At 45.4% G+C, this 19,908-nt stretch carries 27 protein-coding genes; 5 read left to right on the top strand and 22 right to left on the bottom strand.

What is annotated here, in order from left to right:
* Positions 1–464 precede the first annotated feature (464 nt).
* Complete coding sequence (locus M3N64_RS10940) at positions 465–1,217, top strand: polysaccharide deacetylase family protein (RefSeq protein WP_249102147.1); 753 nt, start codon at positions 465–467, stop codon at positions 1,215–1,217.
* Here the strand turns inward: M3N64_RS10940 and gerD are convergent.
* Positions 1,214–1,795: a spore germination lipoprotein GerD gene (gerD, locus tag M3N64_RS10935; RefSeq protein ID WP_249102146.1), complete on the bottom strand. Its 582-nt coding sequence runs from the start codon at positions 1,793–1,795 to the stop codon at positions 1,214–1,216. The two genes, M3N64_RS10940 and gerD, sit on opposite strands and share 4 nt — an antisense overlap.
* Before the next feature lie 242 nt (positions 1,796–2,037).
* On the opposite strand from gerD, the gene M3N64_RS10930 reads away from it, so the two are divergent.
* Complete coding sequence (locus M3N64_RS10930) at positions 2,038–2,253, top strand: hypothetical protein (RefSeq protein WP_249102145.1); 216 nt, start codon at positions 2,038–2,040, stop codon at positions 2,251–2,253.
* A gap of 385 nt (positions 2,254–2,638) precedes the next feature.
* On the opposite strand, the gene M3N64_RS10925 is transcribed toward M3N64_RS10930, so the two are convergent.
* The 4 genes from M3N64_RS10925 to M3N64_RS10910 all read right to left on the bottom strand — a co-directional run bounded on the left by M3N64_RS10925 (position 2,639) and on the right by M3N64_RS10910 (position 5,438).
* Positions 2,639–2,971, bottom strand: coding sequence for a hypothetical protein (locus M3N64_RS10925; protein WP_249102144.1), 333 nt, complete (start codon positions 2,969–2,971; stop codon positions 2,639–2,641).
* 120 nt (positions 2,972–3,091) lie between these two features.
* A complete protein-coding gene (gene salA, locus M3N64_RS10920; RefSeq protein WP_249102152.1) occupies positions 3,092–4,135 on the bottom strand; it encodes an iron-sulfur carrier protein/transcriptional regulator SalA in 1,044 nt (347 codons plus the stop codon).
* A 76-nt stretch (positions 4,136–4,211) separates the two neighbouring features.
* Positions 4,212–4,922 carry an N-acetylmuramoyl-L-alanine amidase CwlD gene (gene cwlD / locus M3N64_RS10915; protein ID WP_249102141.1) on the bottom strand — a complete coding sequence of 237 codons (711 nt, stop codon included), beginning with the start codon at positions 4,920–4,922 and terminating at the stop codon, positions 4,212–4,214.
* Positions 4,923–5,003: 81 nt separating this feature from the next.
* Positions 5,004–5,438 carry a DUF2521 family protein gene (locus tag M3N64_RS10910; RefSeq protein ID WP_249102151.1) on the bottom strand — a complete coding sequence of 145 codons (435 nt, stop codon included), beginning with the start codon at positions 5,436–5,438 and terminating at the stop codon, positions 5,004–5,006.
* Positions 5,439–5,620: 182 nt separating this feature from the next.
* Between M3N64_RS10910 and M3N64_RS10905 the strand changes: the two genes are divergently transcribed.
* The 3 genes from M3N64_RS10905 (at position 5,621) to M3N64_RS10895 (ending at position 8,687) form a co-directional block, all read left to right on the top strand.
* Positions 5,621–7,606: a YhgE/Pip family protein gene (locus M3N64_RS10905; RefSeq protein ID WP_249102137.1), complete on the top strand. Its 1,986-nt coding sequence runs from the start codon at positions 5,621–5,623 to the stop codon at positions 7,604–7,606.
* Between the two features lie 207 nt (positions 7,607–7,813).
* Complete coding sequence (locus M3N64_RS10900; RefSeq protein WP_249102134.1) at positions 7,814–8,131, top strand: PadR family transcriptional regulator; 318 nt, start codon at positions 7,814–7,816, stop codon at positions 8,129–8,131.
* On the top strand, positions 8,118–8,687 hold the full coding sequence (locus M3N64_RS10895) for a DUF2812 domain-containing protein (protein WP_249102131.1): 570 nt from the start codon (positions 8,118–8,120) through the stop codon (positions 8,685–8,687). Before M3N64_RS10900 ends, M3N64_RS10895 begins: the two co-directional genes overlap by 14 nt.
* A 301-nt stretch (positions 8,688–8,988) precedes the next feature.
* Here the strand turns inward: M3N64_RS10895 and rpsI are convergent, their stop codons facing one another.
* From rpsI to rplO, 17 genes are all read right to left on the bottom strand, one after another.
* On the bottom strand, positions 8,989–9,381 hold the full coding sequence (gene rpsI, locus M3N64_RS10890; protein ID WP_249102129.1) for a 30S ribosomal protein S9: 393 nt from the start codon (positions 9,379–9,381) through the stop codon (positions 8,989–8,991).
* A 20-nt stretch (positions 9,382–9,401) separates the two neighbouring features.
* Positions 9,402–9,839, bottom strand: a complete 438-nt coding sequence (rplM, locus tag M3N64_RS10885) for a 50S ribosomal protein L13 (RefSeq protein ID WP_249102126.1) — start codon at positions 9,837–9,839, stop codon at positions 9,402–9,404.
* Positions 9,840–10,071: 232 nt separating this feature from the next.
* Complete coding sequence (gene truA / locus M3N64_RS10880) at positions 10,072–10,812, bottom strand: tRNA pseudouridine(38-40) synthase TruA (protein WP_249102125.1); 741 nt, start codon at positions 10,810–10,812, stop codon at positions 10,072–10,074.
* Positions 10,813–10,826: 14 nt separating this feature from the next.
* The gene (locus M3N64_RS10875) at positions 10,827–11,624 is read right to left on the bottom strand and encodes an energy-coupling factor transporter transmembrane component T family protein (protein ID WP_249102149.1); all 798 of its coding nucleotides are present in this window, start codon (positions 11,622–11,624) and stop codon (positions 10,827–10,829) included.
* Positions 11,614–12,486, bottom strand: coding sequence for an energy-coupling factor transporter ATPase (locus M3N64_RS10870; protein ID WP_249102124.1), 873 nt, complete (start codon positions 12,484–12,486; stop codon positions 11,614–11,616). The genes M3N64_RS10875 and M3N64_RS10870 overlap by 11 nt, the downstream gene beginning before the upstream one ends.
* A complete protein-coding gene (locus tag M3N64_RS10865; protein WP_249102123.1) occupies positions 12,462–13,301 on the bottom strand; it encodes an energy-coupling factor ABC transporter ATP-binding protein in 840 nt (279 codons plus the stop codon). Before M3N64_RS10865 ends, M3N64_RS10870 begins: the two co-directional genes overlap by 25 nt.
* A gap of 405 nt (positions 13,302–13,706) precedes the next feature.
* Positions 13,707–14,072, bottom strand: coding sequence for a 50S ribosomal protein L17 (rplQ, locus tag M3N64_RS10860; protein WP_249102121.1), 366 nt, complete (start codon positions 14,070–14,072; stop codon positions 13,707–13,709).
* 83 nt (positions 14,073–14,155) lie between these two features.
* The gene (locus M3N64_RS10855; protein WP_249102118.1) at positions 14,156–15,100 is read right to left on the bottom strand and encodes a DNA-directed RNA polymerase subunit alpha; all 945 of its coding nucleotides are present in this window, start codon (positions 15,098–15,100) and stop codon (positions 14,156–14,158) included.
* Between the two features lie 142 nt (positions 15,101–15,242).
* Entirely contained in the window at positions 15,243–15,635 is a 393-nt protein-coding gene (rpsK, locus tag M3N64_RS10850; protein WP_249102116.1) for a 30S ribosomal protein S11, read from the bottom strand.
* A 22-nt stretch (positions 15,636–15,657) separates the two neighbouring features.
* Positions 15,658–16,023, bottom strand: coding sequence for a 30S ribosomal protein S13 (gene rpsM / locus M3N64_RS10845; RefSeq protein WP_249102114.1), 366 nt, complete (start codon positions 16,021–16,023; stop codon positions 15,658–15,660).
* 19 nt (positions 16,024–16,042) lie between these two features.
* Positions 16,043–16,156: a 50S ribosomal protein L36 gene (rpmJ, locus tag M3N64_RS10840; protein ID WP_010024581.1), complete on the bottom strand. Its 114-nt coding sequence runs from the start codon at positions 16,154–16,156 to the stop codon at positions 16,043–16,045.
* A 31-nt stretch (positions 16,157–16,187) separates the two neighbouring features.
* A complete protein-coding gene (gene infA / locus M3N64_RS10835; protein WP_010024579.1) occupies positions 16,188–16,406 on the bottom strand; it encodes a translation initiation factor IF-1 in 219 nt (72 codons plus the stop codon).
* Positions 16,399–16,722: a KOW domain-containing RNA-binding protein gene (locus M3N64_RS10830; RefSeq protein WP_249102112.1), complete on the bottom strand. Its 324-nt coding sequence runs from the start codon at positions 16,720–16,722 to the stop codon at positions 16,399–16,401. The genes infA and M3N64_RS10830 overlap by 8 nt, the downstream gene beginning before the upstream one ends.
* 16 nt (positions 16,723–16,738) lie before the next feature.
* On the bottom strand, positions 16,739–17,488 hold the full coding sequence (gene map / locus M3N64_RS10825) for a type I methionyl aminopeptidase (protein ID WP_249102111.1): 750 nt from the start codon (positions 17,486–17,488) through the stop codon (positions 16,739–16,741).
* Entirely contained in the window at positions 17,485–18,138 is a 654-nt protein-coding gene (locus M3N64_RS10820) for an adenylate kinase (RefSeq protein WP_249102110.1), read from the bottom strand. The genes map and M3N64_RS10820 overlap by 4 nt, the downstream gene beginning before the upstream one ends.
* Before the next feature lie 34 nt (positions 18,139–18,172).
* The gene (secY, locus tag M3N64_RS10815; RefSeq protein ID WP_249102109.1) at positions 18,173–19,462 is read right to left on the bottom strand and encodes a preprotein translocase subunit SecY; all 1,290 of its coding nucleotides are present in this window, start codon (positions 19,460–19,462) and stop codon (positions 18,173–18,175) included.
* Positions 19,462–19,902: a 50S ribosomal protein L15 gene (gene rplO, locus M3N64_RS10810; protein ID WP_249102108.1), complete on the bottom strand. Its 441-nt coding sequence runs from the start codon at positions 19,900–19,902 to the stop codon at positions 19,462–19,464. The genes secY and rplO overlap by 1 nt, the downstream gene beginning before the upstream one ends.
* Positions 19,903–19,908 lie beyond the last annotated feature (6 nt).

Genomic DNA, 19,908 nt, shown 5'->3' with positions numbered 1-19,908 from the left:
ACTTCTTGTCGTACTTCCAGAGAGAGGAACGTCTGCTAAAGTCGTGCACGTCCTGTGCACAACGCAGAAGTCACCACATCTTGTGGAAGCTAAGATCCATAGCTTTTTGAATCAATCAGGGGTTTAACCCTTGTCAATCACGCTTGGCTTTTGTTCAGTTTTCAAGGAACATTCTTCGCTGTTTTCTTCCAACAGCAACTTTTATATCTTAACAGGATGCTGTTAGAATGTCAACAACTTTTTTTTGGATTCTTTCTCATCGCCTTTCAGCGACGATTAACATGTTAACACGCGATTAACATAGCGTCAATACATATTTTTAATCAGCAACAGAATCCATTTCAAAAAGACAACAAAATTCATTCTACCAGCAAATGAAAAAATGTCAATTGTTTTTTAGATACAGCATATATACAGAAGCTTGACCATACAATGGTACAAACTTTTGAACGAGGTGGACACTCATGCTTTGGATCATCAACGGAAAAAGGATAAAAAATATTATTCTGATTATGATTGCTGCTTTTTTTGCTGCACTGATTTTGTTTGTACAGAAGCAGGAGACCAGTGTCTTTACGCCGATCCAATCAAATGGTGCGCTCTCAAAAATAGTGACGAATCAAAAACATATAGCACTGACTTTTGATATCAATTGGGGCGACCAGCAGCTTCCGCTCATTCTAAAGACGCTTAATGAAGAGCATGTAAAAGCAACGTTCTTTATCTCCGGAGAGTGGGCGGAGCGGTATCCGAATCTTGTTCGAAGTATAGCGAAATCAGGTCACGAAATTGAATCTCACGGCATGCACCATGAAGATTACACGCAAATCGAGATCAAACGTGTCCGTTCAGATATTTTATTCGGCCGTGAAACCATATATAAATCACTTGGCGAGCGACCGAATATGATTCGACCGCCTTACGGTAATATAAATAAAGCAGTGCTGGAACAGGCACACGCGCTCAATCAGCAGGTCGTCCTATGGAGCGTCAATCCCCGTGATGAAACAAATCCCGGATACAAAACAATTGTTCACCGCGTCCTGCAGCAGACAGGCAGGGGAGATATCATTAAGCTCCATGCATCAGATATCGCCAAAAGTACTAATCGCGCCCTGCCGCTCATTATAAGAGAACTTGAGAATAGAGGATACACATTTGTTCCGCTTAAAAGTCTTATTTCCGATACAAGATCAAACAGCAAGCTGATGGATTAGGGCTCCTGGTTACTTTGATTTAATTGATCTTTTGATTTTTTCTGCTCTTTCTCCAAAGCATTCATAATCGCATCGGCAAGCTTTTTCTTATAGAGCGGAGTGGTCATCAGTTCACCGATTGTTTGCTCAATCTGTTCACGGAATGGCTTGCTTTGCAAAAGGCTCAGATATTGCTGCTGCATCTCAGGCGTTTTGAGAACGTTCATCATCATTCCTTGATAGCCTGGATCTTTCATCATCCGTCTCAGCAGTTTTTCATTTTCGCTTTCCATCGTTTTCGCAAGCTCTTCCGAAAAGTCCGGATCGCTGAGCATCTGGCGCCACAAATTCTGCCCCTGCTCCGTGGTTAATGTTTGAACAATGGTTTTACGGAGTACCGGTTCATCCAGTGTGATTGCCTGACGAAGTTCACGATCTTCCAACAAGTCACGCAATGTCTTTTTCCCGTCGTCCGTTTTGAGCAGATCGAGAACCATTTTTTTGTTTTCCTGATAGGACGGCTGCTTGGGTTGCCCACCGCACGCCGTTAAACTCACGAGCAGCACTGCACACAAGAAAATTGTTCCTACTCGAGCCATAGTGGATTCCTCCCATCATGGTGTATCCTCGACTTAATATGTGTGATTCAGATTTTTCTATACCAGAACGCCGCTTAAAGTTCGAATACAGGTAACGCCGTCTCTTCAATTTACCGATGTTTTTTGTAATCATTCTCGAAAACCGAGCATAGCCCCATTCTCAATCTTCAATCAGGATTGTTGGTTTACAATGAGAGTAGCCGGGTGTAGATTTGTATGAATTCATTGAGGAGGTTGAAATGATGGCTCTTAGAGAGAAGTATATGAAAACCGACGATGCGGTTAAGCTTTTGGAGATGCTAAAAATAGCGACTAAAAACGGAACTGTGGATAAAGAAATGATTCATCACTTCAACAAAATGTATTCACAATCTATTAAAGGCCAGACGCCAGAAAATCATTATAATCCAATTTCAGTATCCAGAATGATAAAAAAAGAAAAATCTCAGAAGCGTTGATGCGAGTGGATCAGCGCTTTTTTTCACAAGATATGAAAGTATACGATTTTTCCCCGCAGGTACCAGCAAAACAATCACGAAAAGCTGTATCAAATTCATCAGAAACCGCAGGAAAGACGTAGCAATTTCTGGAATCGAAATAAAGAGCTTCAAATCTGTAACTAATTTCCGAACATGTAACGGAATCGCTTCGAAATCCGATCCAACTTTTCTATAGTTCGGTTGAAGTTTTGTAGTTCGATTTTTTGCCTCGTTCGAAGTTTCGCAGTTCGGTCCAACTTTTTCATGGTTCGGTTGAAACTTTTCATAAGTTAGTCCAGCTACGTAAAATCAGCCGTCTTTAGTCAATTACTGTTTTTTTGCAAAAAGAGGGTGTCTCTCATAGTCAAAAAAACGACTTTTGAGACATCCTCTTCTCTCCAAGTGATCTTCTGAAAAGTTCTGTATTTTCATAAATGACATTCGGATCACGTTCTCCATACAGTTCTAGTGCTTGCTTCTTCACTGCATCATTAAAGTGCTGAGCGATTTCCTTGTCTAATTGTTCATGAGGTAATCTTTTGTACAAATCAAACAGCTGATGTGGATCTTCTGTTTTTAAAAACTCGTCTCTTAAATTCACGATCTCCGCCTTTTGATAAAGTTGTAAAATTTTTTGCCTTTCCTTTTTCAGGTAGATCTTATCCTTCAGAAAATTATTACATGAACCCATTTGCATTTCTGTCCTTCAAACCATCATCAGACAGCTGATGACCATCATCGTTTTCACCAAATTACCCGATGCCAGACAAAGCACAGCTCTTCCGACTTTCTCAAATGATTCGTGCAGATAATTGGTTCACTCGCATTTTTCGATTACCTTCTGGGCGATATCGTTATAAACCAGAGCAATGGGATCATCATTAAAATAAACTCCGGGAGCAAATACATCCTTTTGTGGCTGCGGCTGTGCGAGCGGGATGCGGCCGAGCACGTCTGTATGAAGCAGACCGCTGAGTTTATCACCGCCGCCCTTACCAAATACATACTCGACTTCGCCGGTTTTTCGACTCTTATAATAGGCCATATTCTCAATGACTCCGAGAATTTCATGCTGCGTATGAATCGCCATGGCACCTGCGCGTGCGGCAACGAAGGCCGCAGTTGGATGCGGTGTCGTCACAATAATTTCCTTGGAGTGAGGCAATTTGCTGTGTATATCCATTGCTACATCTCCGGTTCCCGGCGGAAGATCCAGCACCAGATAATCGAGATCGCCCCAGTACACGTCATTAAAAAAATTATTCAGCATTTTACCGAGCATCGGTCCACGCCAAATGACCGGCGAATTATCTTTAACAAAAAAGCCCATGGAAATCACCTTAACGCCGAATCGTTCAACCGGGAGAATGCGCTCATTTTTCACCGAAGGCCGATTTTCAATGCCCATCATATCCGGCACACTGAAGCCGTAAATGTCGGCATCCAGCAAACCGACTTTCTTACCCTGCCTTGCCAGCCCGAACGCTAAATTGACGGAGACCGTCGACTTGCCGACGCCGCCTTTTCCGCTTGCAACAGCAATAAATTCTGTTTTGGCATTCGGTGAAAGAAGTGTCGGCATCTTTTCGGGAAAGCCACCCAGTCTTTGAATTTCCTCTTTGCTGAGCACAGTGAATCGGATGCGTACGGCTTCAGCGCCCTGTTCCTTAAGTTTCGCGGAAATTTCAACCTGTGTCTGCATCTGCTTCACCCGATCCGGCCTGGAGAGGGCGATCATTAATTGAACATGTCCCTCCTCAATGGTGATTTCCTTTAGCGCATGGGTTTCCAGCAAATTCTTATGTAAAAAAGGGTCCTGAACGGTTTTCAGTACGTCCAAAACCTGCTGATGATTGATCATTGTGTCACCGTTCCTTCCTGATTCCTGCATTTCCAGTATAGCAAGCAGCCCCTCAAAATCCCAGCAACTGTACCTTTCAGTCGGAAGGAACTTTTTCATTTGTAAAGTAACGCATGACTCCCTGACCGATCGACGCCGCTGCCTGTTTCTGATAATCACGTTGCACAAGCAACGCCCGTTCCTGTTCATTGGACAAAAAGCCCACCTCTACCAGCGCGGAGGGCGCCTCTGACTTTTTTAACAGATAAACATGACTGATCGGTTTCGCGAAACGTGTTGTATTTCCAAGATTGCGTTTGATTGAATCCTGAATAAACAGTGCAAGTTTGCGGTTTTCGCTGTATTTCGGATGGTAAAAAGTTTGCGCGCCGTGCAGCGTCGGCATCGGAATGGCATTGAGATGCACACTGATAAAAGCATCCGGATGTGTTTTATTGATTAATTCCGCGCGGCGAACAAGATCCTGCCTTTTATGACGTCCTTCATAATCATCATCAGACAGATCAGTGTCGTTGTCTCTGGTCATCACCACAAGTGCACCCATTTCCTGTAGATAATGACGCACATCCTTAGCGATTTTCAGTGTAATCTCCTTTTCCTCCGTGCTCCCACCAACCGCGCCGCCGTCCGGACCGCCATGCCCCGCGTCAACGACAATCACCCGTCCTGCCAGTGGGGAATGCCAGTTTTGACTGGCATGCCAGCTGACCATCCATTTCACTCCTGCAATGATAATAAATCCGAGCACAATCATCATGCAGCCCCAAAAAAGCCATCTTCGTCTCAAAGCCAATCCCCCTCGCCTGCAGACCTGTCTACCTCATGTATATGGACAAAGTATGCAAATATACCGAGGGAGGGTGATCGATCAGTTCAGCTTCATTCGCCAGCGTTTCAAAGAGATGTCAAATCCTTCTGACCACCAATCAAATAAATAGTTTCTGCATGTGCTCTGCAGATCATCCAGTGACTGCCAATCAGCACCCCAAAAAAGCCAAAAATTATAAAAGTCATCATAAAGTCCGTAAAGTTCAATTTCGCATCGCTGAAATACAGCCATTTTTTCTTCTCCATAAAAGCCAAAACGCCCTTTCGAGGAACCGAGCAGATAACTTTCCAACGCATATTCAGCGCACATCTCTTTTCCAGTCGCAGCAGCGGCCGGAACAGATACTAAATATTGGTCAAAATAACGATGAACGGCTTCTTCAATCTTTGTAAACGACAAATCCTGAAGCGCGCGCCTTTCCATGTCCATTTGCTTATGCCTCTGCTTCTCTCTGAAGTCCATGACGATCCCCATCACCAAATCGCTCCTCCTTTCTTTCTTTATCATCTGGCAAGAAACACTCAGGCAACCGTAACAGCTTTTTCCAAGCCTGATCCGATTGCAAGGAAATTTGTGGTATGCAGAAAAAAAGCCCGTATGATTCTGTCTAAAACAGCAAAAATTAATCCATATAGTTATGAGGAGGATGACATCTCGTGCATCTGAAGCAAAAAATACTTCTTCATTGGCTGCGGTTCATACGGCAACCATCTATGCTTCTGATAATTGCCGGACTGGCTATTATGCCTTCCGCCTATGCCTGGATTAATATTAAAGCCATGTGGGATCCTTATAAAAACACCTCGGGATTAAGTGTCGCGGTGATCAACGAAGATGCGGGGAGCAGGATTCAGGGAAAATCGCTGTTTGCCGGGAAAGAAATTGTCAGCCAGCTGCGGTATAACCACCAGCTCGGCTGGCAGTTTGTGAACAGAAGCGAAGCAGACCGCCGTTTAAAAGAGGGGACCTGTTACGCAAGCATCCGAATTCCCAGGGATTTTTCCGCACGTATCTCCAGCATTCTTAAAGATCGGCCCGTGCGGCCAACGATTGATTATACAGTGAATGAAAAGATCAACTCGGTAACCCCCAAAATCGCCGGCAGTGGTGCAAATGAATTGGTAACACAAATCAGCAACACTTTTGTTAAACAGGTAAGTCAAGCACTGTTTCAAGGCTTTCACAAGGCAGGAATTGCATTTAAGCAAGAACTCCCGCTCTTCAATAAAGCGAAAAGCGATCTTCTCAATCTTGAGCAGCTTTTACCGGAGTTTCATCATCTTGGCGCAGAATCCATTGAACTGGAGCAGCGCCTGGATCAATTAAAACAAAAAACCGGGAAAATAAAAGCATTTCTGCAGCAAATCGAGGACATCAGACAATCGGCGGAGGAACTTTCACAGCTTAACACTCAGTCTTCAAAAATCAGGGAAACCTTGAACGCAATCAGCCTTTATAACGATTATATGGATACGGTTCGAGCAATTCCCTCTGTCCTTGACCGGACCCAATCTTCAATAAATAAAATTGAAAATAGTGTTTCCGCCTTATCGACGACATCAGAAGCACGTCAAACGAATGCGCGACGCGATTTAATTGAGAGCCGCAATCAGCTGCATGCCATTTCAAATGATCTGGATCAGCTGAACCAGGAAGCAAAACGCAACGCAGACGAACTCTCAAATGTGTTAACCCGCTCTAATCAATCGAGCGATCAGATCTTATCTGATGCATGGCCGCAGGCCATGCACAGCGGTGCGCAGTTTTTCCAGAAGAACCTGTCACCCGCCATAGATCGCGTGCATCAATCCGGTTCATTGTTTCAAGAACACTTAGCGAAAATCGAACGTACCATTCATCAGGCGGCACAGTTCAGCAAAAATGATCTTCCGGTATTTGAAAGAAGTGTGCGGATTGCCGCCGATAAAATCCGTCAGTTTGACTCACAAGTCAATTTAAATGAAATCATTCATATGCTAACGCTTGATCCAGAAAGCCACAGCGACTTTCTTGCAAGTCCAATTGCGATGAAGACGACACATCTGTTTCCCATTCCTAATTATGGAACCGCTATGGCTCCTTTTTATACACTTCTGTCTCTTTGGGTCGGTGCGACGTTAATGATTTCCGTATTGCCGATTAAACCGATCTTACCTTTTCATTCAGCAGCACTTTCCGTTCATTTCGGACAACTGGCCAAATTTACAGCTCTAGGTCTGGTGCAGACATCTATTGTTACTGCAGGGGATCTGCTTTTCTTAAAAATATACGCACTGCATCCGTGGCTGTTTTTCTGGTGCTGTTTGTTCTGCAGCATGATCTTCGTCTGCATTACCTATACGTTATGCGCTTTGCTTGGGACAATCGGAAAAGGGCTTTCGGTTATTCTGCTCGTACTGCAGATCTCCGCATCAGGAGGTACTTTTCCGGTCAGTATGACACCTGCATTCTTTCAAAACATTAGCACCTATCTTCCATTTACGTATGCCATCGGTTTAATTCGCGAGACGATCGGCGGCGTTGTTCCCACCGTGGCAGTTCGGAATCTCTCTGCGCTGTTTCTGTTTTTCATTGCTTTTATTTTACTCGGCGGTCTCTTCTGCGCGACAACAGTCAAAACAGCGATTAATGGAACGACGTGAACAACCCGCAACACCATCACAGCCTATTCCGAAGCACACTGTCCATCAATAGGTGTTGTGTGTATTCATTTGAAAGCCGCTTTTCCTTACGTAAGGAAAGCGACTTTTGTTATGGCTCTTTTTGAAATGTTGTTGACTATTCAGTTGAACTGTATTATGTTATTATTAAGTTGAACTATATAGTTGAGCTGAATAGAAGGTGCGGATATGAAACATAAATTATTACCGTTGTCTGAGACCATGCATTATATTTTATTAGCGCTGCGCGAACCACTGCATGGCTACGCCATCATGCAGAAGATAGAAAAGATGAGCAATGGGACTGTTCTTTTAGCAGCAGGTACATTATACGGTGCAATTGATAACTTGAATAAGCAGGGTTGGATTGAACCTGTGGACCAATCAGGTCGGAGAAAAGTTTATATGATCACCGCGGAAGGAAATGCCATTTTGAAAATGGAACAAAGCAGACTATTGCATATTTTATCCCTGTATGAAGGAAGGGAATCGAATGAAAAAATTTAAGATCTTCTTTGATATTGAAAAAGAGGAGCAATGGTTGAACGCGCAATTACAAAAGGGTTACCGCTGTACAGATATTAGTGGATTAGGAATGTACACGTTCGAAAAAACCGATAAACGGTATGTGATACGGCTGGATTATCAGGATTATTTATCAAAGAAAAAGTTCAGGGATTACAAAGGAGTATATGAAGACTTTGGTTGGATTTATATAAAGGGCTCCCGGCTTGGGGGCATTCAACATTGGCAAAAAGAAGATGATGGTCGAAATGAAATCTTCTCTGATCGCCAGTCACAGAGTAGTTATTATAAAAGACTGATGAGTTACTCATTTGGTTTAGGAATACCGTTATTGGCTTTTTCTTATATGCTTTACAAGGATTCAGGCTTATATTTAACCGAAGGTCTCTGGAGTATGAAAGGTTCATTATTTTGGAAAGCATTTTTATTTGAAACGCCATTTGCCCTTTTGAGGTCACTTCCCGCCTTTATGGTTGTTTTTTTTGCAGGCAGTTTCTATAAAGCTTATCGAAAGTATTCAATGTTTAAAGAAAAATAACGTAAGGAGTTTTTTAATTCAAAATCATGTTGAAATTTAATATTTTTCTGAGCCGCGGCAAAGTGCATGCCTTCTTGCGTGACTGTTCCAATTGATGCGTGCCAGCAATATCCCGCGGATCTTAGATGGTCTGTATTTCAAACCGCTCAGAGCGCATAAATATTCAAATGACACAAAATCACGATCTGGAATGAATACCAGAAAAAAAGCATCGGCAAAATGCCAATGCTTTAAATATGTTAAATGCTTTGTACTATTAATAATTAATTTGAACCAACTTGACGATATATCAGCAAGTCGATTAACGTTTTGAGAACTGCGGTGCGCGACGTGCGCCTTTGAGTCCGTATTTCTTACGTTCTTTCATTCTTGGGTCACGTGTCAGGAATCCCGCTTTCTTCAGAACCGCGCGATATTCCGGATCAGCTTCCAGAAGCGCACGGGCAACGCCGTGACGGATCGCGCCTGCCTGACCGGTAAAACCGCCACCTTCAACATTAACCAGAACATCATATCTGCCTTCTGTTTCCGTTGCAACGAGCGGCTGCTTCAGAATGGTACGCAGCGTTTCGAGATTGAAATATTCATCAGCACTACGGCCGTTAATTGTTACATTGCCTTCACCCGGTACAAGACGTACACGAGCGACAGAACTTTTACGGCGTCCGGTGCCGTAATATTGAACTTGTGCCATAATTTATTTTCCCTCCCTGATCATCCGCGAAGCGTGTAAGCTTCCGGTTTTTGTGCAGCATGCGGATGCTGCGCGCCTTCGTAAACATGAAGTTTCGCAAACATTTTACGTCCAAGACTGTTGTGCGGAAGCATGCCCTTGATTGTCCGTTCCAGCATGGCGCGTGCGCGCGTCGCTCGCATTTCCTGTGCGGAGCGGGCCTTAATACCACCCGGGAATCCGGAATGGTGAATATATTTTTTCGTCAGCAATTTCTTGCCGGTCAGTTCAATCTTGTTTGCGTTAATAATGATGACATGGTCGCCACAATCAACGTGTGGTGTAAATGTCGGTTTATTTTTACCGCGCAGAATAGCCGCTACTTCGCTTGCCAGACGGCCAAGTGTCTGACCTTCGGCATCGACAACGAGCCATCTATGCTCAACTGTAGCACTGTTTGCCATATAAGTTGTACGCACAATTATTTCCTCCTCTAAACAAATCAATCGTTCATTGCATGGCCCGCTGCGACCCACAACCGCACCGAGCTGAGCGCCAAAAACAAACGCCCTCACCGTTTCACTTCATCTATTTTGAACCAATATCTTTGGGGCTAATAGTGGTCAAATTAGAAATGCCGAAGTATATATTATAACACCCTTTGGCCAATGTCAAGCCGTTACACATATTTATTGCGGGTTACCGTGTTTTTCAATAGGTCACCTGCCAAAGCGTCAGTCCATGCGGCGGTGCGGTTGCCGAAGCGTTCTGGCGGTCACCGCCTTCAATGATGCCGGCCATCCGGTCCGGTTCCAGTTTATGCATACCAATATCAAGCAATGTGCCGGTAATAATCCGAACCATTTGATACAAAAAACCGCTGCCGATGATCCGAATAACGGTTTCATCATTATCTGCCTTGCTGATCGATATATGGTAAACGGTTCGCACTTTATCTTTGACATTCGTATTCGCTGCACAAAAACAGGAAAAATCATGCGTACCGACAACGGCTGCGGCCGCCTGATTCATCGCTGCCAGATCGAGTGGCTGCGCAACATGCATCGTATAGGTGCGACGAAACAAATCCGGTTCAGGACGCGTCAGAAGCCGATAGCGATACTCTTTTTTCTTCACATCATAACGAGCGTGAAACTGATCGGAAACGAATTCCGATCGCCAAATATGAATATCATCTGGCAGCATGCTGTTCAGTGCCATGGCCCAACGTTCTTCAGGAATATTGAGCATCGTCTCAAAATGAAATACCTGTCCAAGTGCATGAACACCGGCATCGGTTCTCCCTGACGCGACGATTTTTACCGTCCGGCCATGATGCATACGGGTAAGCACCTTTTCTATCTCTCTCTGTACTGTGCGTTTTCCCGGCTGTACCTGGTAACCGTGGAACTGTGTACCATCATAAGCAACCGTACATTTGATTTTTGTCATGATTCCACCTAAAATCAATTTCTTGTCAGTATCAGAAGGACGGTGAGCAGTAGAATTGCCGTAAGCAGCATCGTATCGCGCCAGCTCCAGTTCAGCTGATGCAGCTTGGTGCGCCCGGCATCACCGTGATAACCCCTTGCCTCCATTGCCATCGCCAGATCTTCCGCTCTTTTGAACGCACCGACAAACAGTGGCACAAGGAGCGGGACAAGTGCTTTTATCCGGCTTTTTAAAGATCCGGTTGTAAAGTCAGAGCCTCTCGCCGCCTGAGCTTTGATAATTTTTTCCGTTTCTTCGAGCAGTGTCGGAATGAAACGGAGCGAGATCGACATCATCAGTGCAAACTCATGTACAGGCAGTCTCACTTTTTTCAAGGGATTGAGCAGGCTCTCCATCCCGTCCGTAATTTCGATTGGCGATGTCGTCAGAGTCAGCAGGGTTGTTACAACAATGATAACAAGTATACGGATTGAAATAAAAATGGATTGCATCAATCCTCCTGACGTAACACGAAGCCATCCCCACTGAAACAGCGTATCCCCGCCCGACGCGAGAAATAAGTTCAATAGAAAAGTGATGAAAACAATAATAAAAACGGAGCGAAGCCCCTTGTAAATAAATGAAAAACGCATTCTCGAAAGCAGGATGCCGGTGAAGCAGAACAGCACCATCAACCCGTTCGTCAGCCAGTTATCAGCAAGAAAAACGATCACTACGAATAAAAAAACGCCGATCAGTTTGGAACGCGGATCAAGACGGTGAACGTATGAATCACTCGGTACATATTGACCGATCACGAGATTAAACATGATTCTTCACCCCATTCAAAATCTGAATGACCACATCGGCCGTCTGATCAATCGTGAATGCGGGAATCCGTTCTTTCTTTCTCGCCTTAGCCATGACCTTGTCCAAAAACAGCATGGTCTCCGGGCTCTCCAGTCCGACCCGGCGCAGCTGTTCCGTTTGCAGAAATACGTGTTCCGGAGGTCCGATCATGAGCGGCTTTCCATCATTCATCACGATCACTTGATCTGAATAAATTGCGGCATCACTCATATTGTGCGTAACCATAATAACCGTCATTGACAGGCGTTTATGCAGCTCGGCAAACAAATCAAGCATTTCCTGCCGTCCTTTCGGATCAAGACCTGCTGTCGGTTCATCCAGAATGATTGCCTGAGGACGTGCCGCAAGAACACCGGCAATCGCAACGCGACGCATCTGACCGCCGCTGAGATCGAACGGAGAACGATGCCAGTAGGAGGCCGGGATACCAACCAGATTCAGACTTTCTTCCGCCCGTTTCGTTGCTTCCGAGTCTGAAACACCGAAATTCATCGGTCCAAAGCACACATCTTTGATGATCGACTCTTCAAATAGCTGATGCTCCGGATACTGAAAAACAAAGCCGACCTTCTCCCGGAGTTTTTTAAGACTCTGTTTCTTTTCATTCGCGCGAATCACGACATCGCCGGCGGTTATTTTCCCCTTGCTTGGCTTCAGCAGACCGTTTATATGCTGAACCAATGTCGATTTTCCCGATCCAGTATGTCCGATCACTGAGGTAAAGGATCCGGAAGGAATGTGGAGACTGACATCATCAAGAGCAAGCTTTTCAAAAGGTGTTTTTTGACCATATATGTGTGTTACATGCTCGAATGTAATGTCCATAGCTCATCCACCAACTCTTCCTGAAATAGCGCGTTATCTGAAAGTGAAATTCCCTTCTTCTGCAACGCCTGACGCATTTTAATGGCAAAAGGCAAATCCAGCCCGACTTTCCGAAGCAATTCCGTAGATTTAAAGAGTTCACGAGGAGCGCCTTCACGAATCAGTTGTCCATCGCTCATGACCAGCAGCCGATCAGAGTGAATGGCCTCTTCAAGATCATGCGTGATCGAAATAACAGTTAATCCACGCTCTTTATGTAGCGTCCGGACGGTGCGGATTATTTCCTTTCTTCCTTCTGGATCAAGCATGGAGGTCGCTTCATCCAGAATAATAATCATCGGTTGCAGGGCAACAATGCCGGCAATTGCCACGCGCTGCTTCTGTCCGCCGGAAAGGCGATGCGGCTCACGCGCTGCGAAACCATCCATTTTCACAAGACGCAATGCCTCTGAAAGACGCTGAATCATAACATCCCGCGGCACTCCGTGATTTTCCATGCCAAATGCCACGTCATCCCGGACTGTGGCTCCGACAAATTGGTTGTCAGGATTTTGAAAAACCATGCCGACCAGACGGCGGATTTCCCAAATATGCGCTTCATCAGAAGTTAAATAACCACCGACATGGACGGTTCCCTTCTGCGGCTGAATCAATCCGTTCAGGCACTTTGCCAGAGTCGATTTCCCCGAACCATTATGGCCGACAATGGACAGCCATTCGCCCTTCATGACATTGAAGTGAATGTTTTTTAATACATAAGGATGTTCTTCAGAGTAGCGATAAGATAGATCGCTGACCTCAATTATTTTCTCCAAATACACTCCGCTCCTCTCAAACCTGTCTCTCTTCCATTTCTTCTCTACAAAAGCAGATCTGGCGTGCTTAAGCGCAACTATTTGTTATCCAGCTTCAGATTACAGATAGCAGTGGTACTTCACCTCTTCGCGGACTCTTGGCAAAAGTTCTACCTGCACTTGAGCGTAAGACTACTGACTCGCGCCTTGACACCGTCCTTAAATGCGAACCGGTTTACAGTATAAAGAAAGGGAATGAGACACTGCTCATCTTGACTGAACTTTTTTCATATGATGCATTATATACGATTTACCGCTGTGCATCAAAGTGATTACTCGCCTGATCCTTCACTGTACTGTATAGAAAAAAGGCAGAAATCCAAGCTCATCGGAACCCGGCTTCTGCCTCTCGTAATTAACTGATTCTTATTTAACCAGCTCAATGATTGCTAATTCGGCACCGTCACCTTTGCGCGGACCTACTTTCAGAACACGTGTATATCCGCCCTGACGCTCTGCATAGCGCTTTGCAACATCGTCGAACAGCTTCTGTACCGCATTCTGGCCCGCTTCCTGATCAGCGACTTCATTACGGATAAAAGCTGCAGCCTGACGACGTGCGTGCAGATCACCGCGTTTTGCCAGCGTAATCATCTTTTCAACGATCGGCCGAAGCGCCTTAGCTTTGGAATGCGTTGTCTGAATACGTTCGTTAATAATCAAGTCGGTCGCTAAATCGCGGAACAGTGCTTTCCTCGCAGCTGAATCCCGGCCTAACTTTGCATATGCCATTTATTTATACCCCCTCTTTATTCATTTCTTCAAATCTTTCTTTTTTGCGCAAAAAAGAAAAATAATCACGAGTATGCTATGGGTTACTCTTCAACTCTCAGCCCAAGACCAAGATCATGCAGCTTCTCTTCAACCTCTTCAAGCGATTTACGGCCAAGATTCCGAACCTTCATCATGTCTTCTTCACTCTTCTGGGTCAGTTCCTGAACGGTATTGATCCCTGCACGTTTCAGACAATTGTAAGAACGCACGGACAGATCAAGTTCTTCAATTGTCATCTCAAGCACTTTTTCTTTCTTATCTTCTTCTTTTTCGATCATGATCTCGGCTTGTTGCGCCTGATCCGTCAGTCCGACGAAGATATTCAAGTGCTCGGTCAGAATTTTAGCGCCTAATGCAATTGCTTCTTCGGGGCGGATACTTCCGTCCGTCCAGACGTCAAGTGTCAGTTTGTCATAATTGGCCACCTGACCGACTCTGGTTTTCTCGACTTGATAGTTGACACGTGTAATCGGCGTATAAATGGAATCAATCGGAATGACAGCAATCGGAAGATCTTCGGATTTGTTTCCCTCTGCAGGAACATAACCGCGTCCTTTTTTAGCAATCATTCTTACATGGAAATGTGCGCCCTCATCCAGTGTCGCGATTTCCAATTCCGGATTCAGAATTTCTACGTCGCTGTCGTGGATAATGTCAGCCGCTGTGACTTTCCCCGGCCGCTGAAGATCGATTTCCAATGTTTTTTCTTCATCTGAATACAGCTTCAGACAAAGCTTCTTGATATTCAGTATAATCGCCGTTACATCTTCGACAACGCCTTCAATAGTAGAGAATTCATGAAGTACAGTATCAAACTGTACCGTTGTTACAGCCGCGCCTGGGAGGGATGAGAGTAAAATACGACGTAAAGAATTACCCAGGGTCGTGCCGTATCCACGTTCGAGCGGTTCGACAACAAACTTTCCATAGCTTCCGTCTTCGGCTATTTCAACTGTGTCGATCTTTGGCTTTTCGATCTCAATCATCAGATATAAACCCTCCTTCAAAACGTCGATACTTTGGTCAGCGCGCGCTCCCAAGTTTCGGGCCGCGGCGTGCTTCTCATTTTTTGGTAATACACGTTTAGTCATAGTTGCATTATTAACAGATTAATAGCGAGCTATACAATCAAACGCGGCGACGTTTCGGAGGACGGCAGCCATTATGCGGAATTGGAGTGACGTCACGAATGGCGGTCACTTCAAGACCGACAGCCTGAAGAGCACGGATTGCTGCTTCACGTCCGGCGCCTGGTCCTTTAACGGATACTTCAACAGTTTTCATTCCGCTGTCAAGCGCATTCTTGCCGGCAGCTTCCGCTGCTGTCTGCGCTGCGAACGGCGTTGATTTTCTGGATCCCTTGAAACCAAGACCGCCTGCGCTTGCCCATGAAATCGCATTTCCGTGCGGATCTGTAATCGTTACGATCGTGTTGTTAAAAGTGGAACGGATATGAGCCACCCCGTTCTCAACATTTCTTTTTACCCGACGTTTGCGTGTACGTTGTTGTGCTTTTGCCATAAATGTTTTAACCCTCCTTTACTTATTTCTTTTTGCCAGCAATGGTACGCTTAGGACCCTTGCGTGTACGTGAATTGTTTTTCGTGTTTTGTCCGCGAACCGGCAGACCTCTGCGGTGGCGGATGCCTCGATACGAACCGATTTCAATAAGTCTTTTAATATTCAGAGAAACTTCACGCCTGAGGTCACCTTCAACACGATAATGGTCAACGACTTCGCGGATGCGTGTCTGTTCTTCCTCGGTCAAGTCACGGACACGTGTATCTTCGGAAACATTGGCCTCAGCCAGAATTTTCTTAGCCGTTGCCAAACCGATACCGTAGATATAAGTCAGAGAAATAACAACACGTTTTTCTCTTGGAATGTCGATACCTGCAATACGAGCCATACGTCAGAGCACCTCCTTATTAACCTTGTCTTTGTTTATGCTTTGGATTTTCACAAATCACCATGACAACACCTTTACGGCGGACAATCTTGCATTTTTCACACATCTTTTTTACTGATGGTCTTACCTTCATTATTGAACCCTCCTTATACACCGCAGAGCAATTATTTATGCCTGAACGTAATACGGCCGCGAGAAACATCATATGGCGACAGTTCGACCGTTACTTTGTCTCCGGGCAAAATGCGAATGAAATGCATACGGATCTTGCCCGATACATGAGCTAAAATCTTATGACCATTCTCCAATTCTACACGAAACATTGCATTTGGCAGTGGTTCGATAACGGTGCCTTCAACTTCAATGACATCTTCCTTAGCCATCGGCTGACTCACCCTTCCTCTTGTTACTGATTTCTCCATCCAAAAAATGAGCGATGGCAAAACGCAGCTTTCCATTTGTCACGCGTCCAATCTCACGCAGACTTTTCTGTACTTCGACAGAGATATATGACTGAAGTTCAAGATGGTTAATGTTCTTTTTTTTGGCATTGTCAAATTTTCTTTTGTCACCGTCAGCAATTTCAACAAAACGCTCATTAATAAGATGCACAATGACAAAATAAGAACCCGATTCTTTTCCCCTTAGCACGCGGACAAGCTGACCGGGAACGGGTAAGGGGGCCTGATCGTTACCCATCCATCATCACCTTCACTTATTGCTTTGTCAAGATTTCATTTCCATATTCCGTAATGACAATTGTGTGTTCAACGTGCGCGCACGGTCTGCCATCCTGGGTCATTAAGGTCCAGTTATCATCTTCAACCATCCAGATGTCCCGGCTGCCTTCGTTGATCAAAGGCTCAATGGCCAGCACCATTCCGGGCTTCAAAACCGGCCCTCGGCCGGGACGACCGTAATTGGGCACATCCGGTGGCTCATGAAGCTCGCGTCCAACACCGTGCCCGGTTAATTCACGGACAACGGAAAATCCACCTGACTCAGCACACCGCTGAATTGCATGGGAGATATCCGACAACCGGTTCCCCGGTTTTGCTTCGGCGATCCCTCGATACAGCGACATTTCCGTCGTTTTCAGAAGCTGTTGGGCCGTTTCAGAAAGCGTGCCTACAGGGAAAGTCCAGGCGGAGTCTGCATGAAAGTCTTCATACTCGGCACCGATATCGATACTGACCATATCTCCGTCCCGCAGAACATAGGAACCGGGCATGCCGTGGGCCACCTGATCATTAACCGATGCGCAGATGCTGTTTGGAAAACCATCATATCCTTTAAACGATGGTTCAGCTCCCGCATCCCTGATCAGACGCTCTGCCAGCGTATCGAGTTCAATAGTCGATATGCCGGGACGAATAGTCTGGCGCAATTTTTCCAGTGTTTGTGCCACTATTTTCCCCGCAATACGGATCTTATCGATTTCCTCAATAGTTTTCCGCGTGATCACTTCGTAAGAACACCCAGTATCTCTGTTACTTCACGGAAAACATCATCAATATCCTGATCACCATTGATCGTTTTCAGGGATCCTTTTGCTTCATAGAAATCAAGTAGCGGCTGCTGTTGTCGCATATTCACCTGCAGTCGTTCATGAACGGTTGCTTCATTGTCGTCTGCACGCTGTTTCAGAGCACCACCGCATTTGTCACAAACGCCTTCTCTGGCCGGCGGATTGAATGTCAAATGGTAGGTTGCCCCGCATTCAGAACAGATTCTTCGACCGGTCAGTCTTGCAAGCAGTTTTTCAGGATCAACACGGATATAAAGCACAGCGTCAATCTTCTTTCCTTTTTCCTTCATCATCTGCTCCAGGGCCTCCGCCTGTTCAACAGTTCGAGGGAAGCCATCAAGAAGGAACCCTTGATCCGTGTCGTCCTCAGACAAGCGTTCATTGACAATGCCAATGGTTACCTCGTCGGGAACCAGTGCACCCTGGTCAATAAAAGATTTTGCTTTTTTCCCAAGCGGCGTGCCACCTTTAATTGCTGCACGAAACATATCACCGGTCGAGATATGAGGATAACCGAACTTATCAACAATCCGCTCTGCCTGAGTTCCTTTTCCGGCACCAGGCAGTCCCATTAAAATAAGATTCATTGTACTCCTCCTGACTCATTCACCGCAAGTTGCCTTACCTTTTTCTAATGAAGCCCTGATAATTTTTCTTAATCAGCTGGCTTTCGATACGTTTCATCGTATCAAGTGCAACCCCGACAACAATCAGCAAGCTTGTTCCACCGATCCGGGCGCTTGTTGGCAATTCGCCAATTTCCCCGAAAACAATCGGGAGAAGCGAAATGACCGCCAGAAAAATAGCGCCGAGAAAGGTCAGGCGATAGAGAATTTTGGTAATGTATTTCTCTGTGCTTTTCCCCGGCCGGATACCTGGGATATAGCCACCTTGTTCGCCAAGATTTTTCGCCATCTTCTCAGGGTTTACCTGGACAAATGTATAGAAATAGGTAAATGCGATGATCAGCACTGCGTAGATGACCATGCCATACACCGTTGAGTAATCGAATACCCGGATAATCCATGCAGTCACATCGTTCTGCGGAAAAAAGCGGGCGATTGTCGGCGGCGTGATCATCAGCGAGATTGCAAAGATGACCGGGATAACACCGGCCGCATTAACCTTAATCGGCAGATGCGTCGGCTCTGCACTATATGTTTTTGTGCCAATTGTCCTTTTCGCATATTGTATCGGAATCTTCCGCATACCCTGCTGAACGAAAATCGTTCCAACAACAATCAGGAGGACAATCACAACAATAGCGAGCAAGCCAAGTACTTCCATAAATGTGTTGGTTGACGATGCAAACCGCTGTGCGTAGATCTGGCTGACTGCCGTGGGAATTCTGGCAACAATTCCGGCAAAGATAATAATGGAAATACCGTTACCCACGCCATAAGCCGTAATCTGATCGCCAAGCCACACGAGAAAAGCCGTTCCCGTTGTCAGTACCAATGCAATGATCAGAAAGGTCCAAATGGTCGGATTAGATACCAACCCTTGATAGTTGCTATTGAACGTATAAGAGAGACCAAGGGCTTCAATAAAGCCGAGAATGATCGTCCCGTATCTTGTCAGTTGATTCAATTTACGCCGGCCCATTTCTCCCTGCTTTGACCATTCCGTCAGTTTCGGGACAACATCCATTTGCAACAGCTGCACGATAATTGAAGCAGTGATGTATGGCATAATGCCCATCGAAAAAATGGAGAAATTCTCAAGCGCACCACCGCCAAAGGTATTAAACAGACCAAAGGCACTTGAATCACTGAAATTGATCAGCTCTGTATTAATATCTGGGACGGGAATGAATGTCCCGATCCGGAATACAATGAGCATAAGCAGTGTGAATACTATTTTTCGGCGAATATCGGCTTCTCGCCACATGCTGGAAAGCACTTGAAACATCAAATCACCTCAATGTTTCCGCCGGCAGCCTCAATTGCTTCTTTAGCAGAAGCAGAGAACTTGTGCGCTTTAACTGTCAGTTTGGCTTCAAGTTTGCCTTCGCCCAGAACTTTGACTCCGTCATTCAGTTTGCGGATGACGCGTGTTTCAAGCAGCAGTTCTGGTGTAATTTCCGTTCCGTTCTCAAAACGGTTCAATTTTTCAATATTAACAACAGAATAGATTTTGCGCGTCGGGTTTTTGAAACCCTTTTTCGGAAGCCTTTGCAAGAGCGGCATCTGTCCGCCTTCAAATCCGAGACGTACCTTGCCGCCCGAGCGGGCTTTCTGTCCTTTTTGTCCTCGACCAGATGTTTTGCCAAGCCCTGAACCGTAGCCGCGCCCAACTCTCTTGCGAGCAAACCGGGATCCTTCAGCTGGTTTCAATTCATGGAGTTTCATCTTGGC

Source organism: Sporolactobacillus mangiferae, from assembly GCF_023336505.1.
Taxonomy (GTDB): Bacteria; Bacillota; Bacilli; order Bacillales; family Sporolactobacillaceae; genus Sporolactobacillus; species Sporolactobacillus mangiferae.
Note: the sequence above shows the minus strand (reverse complement) of the source record. Positions and strands in the feature narration are given on the sequence as shown.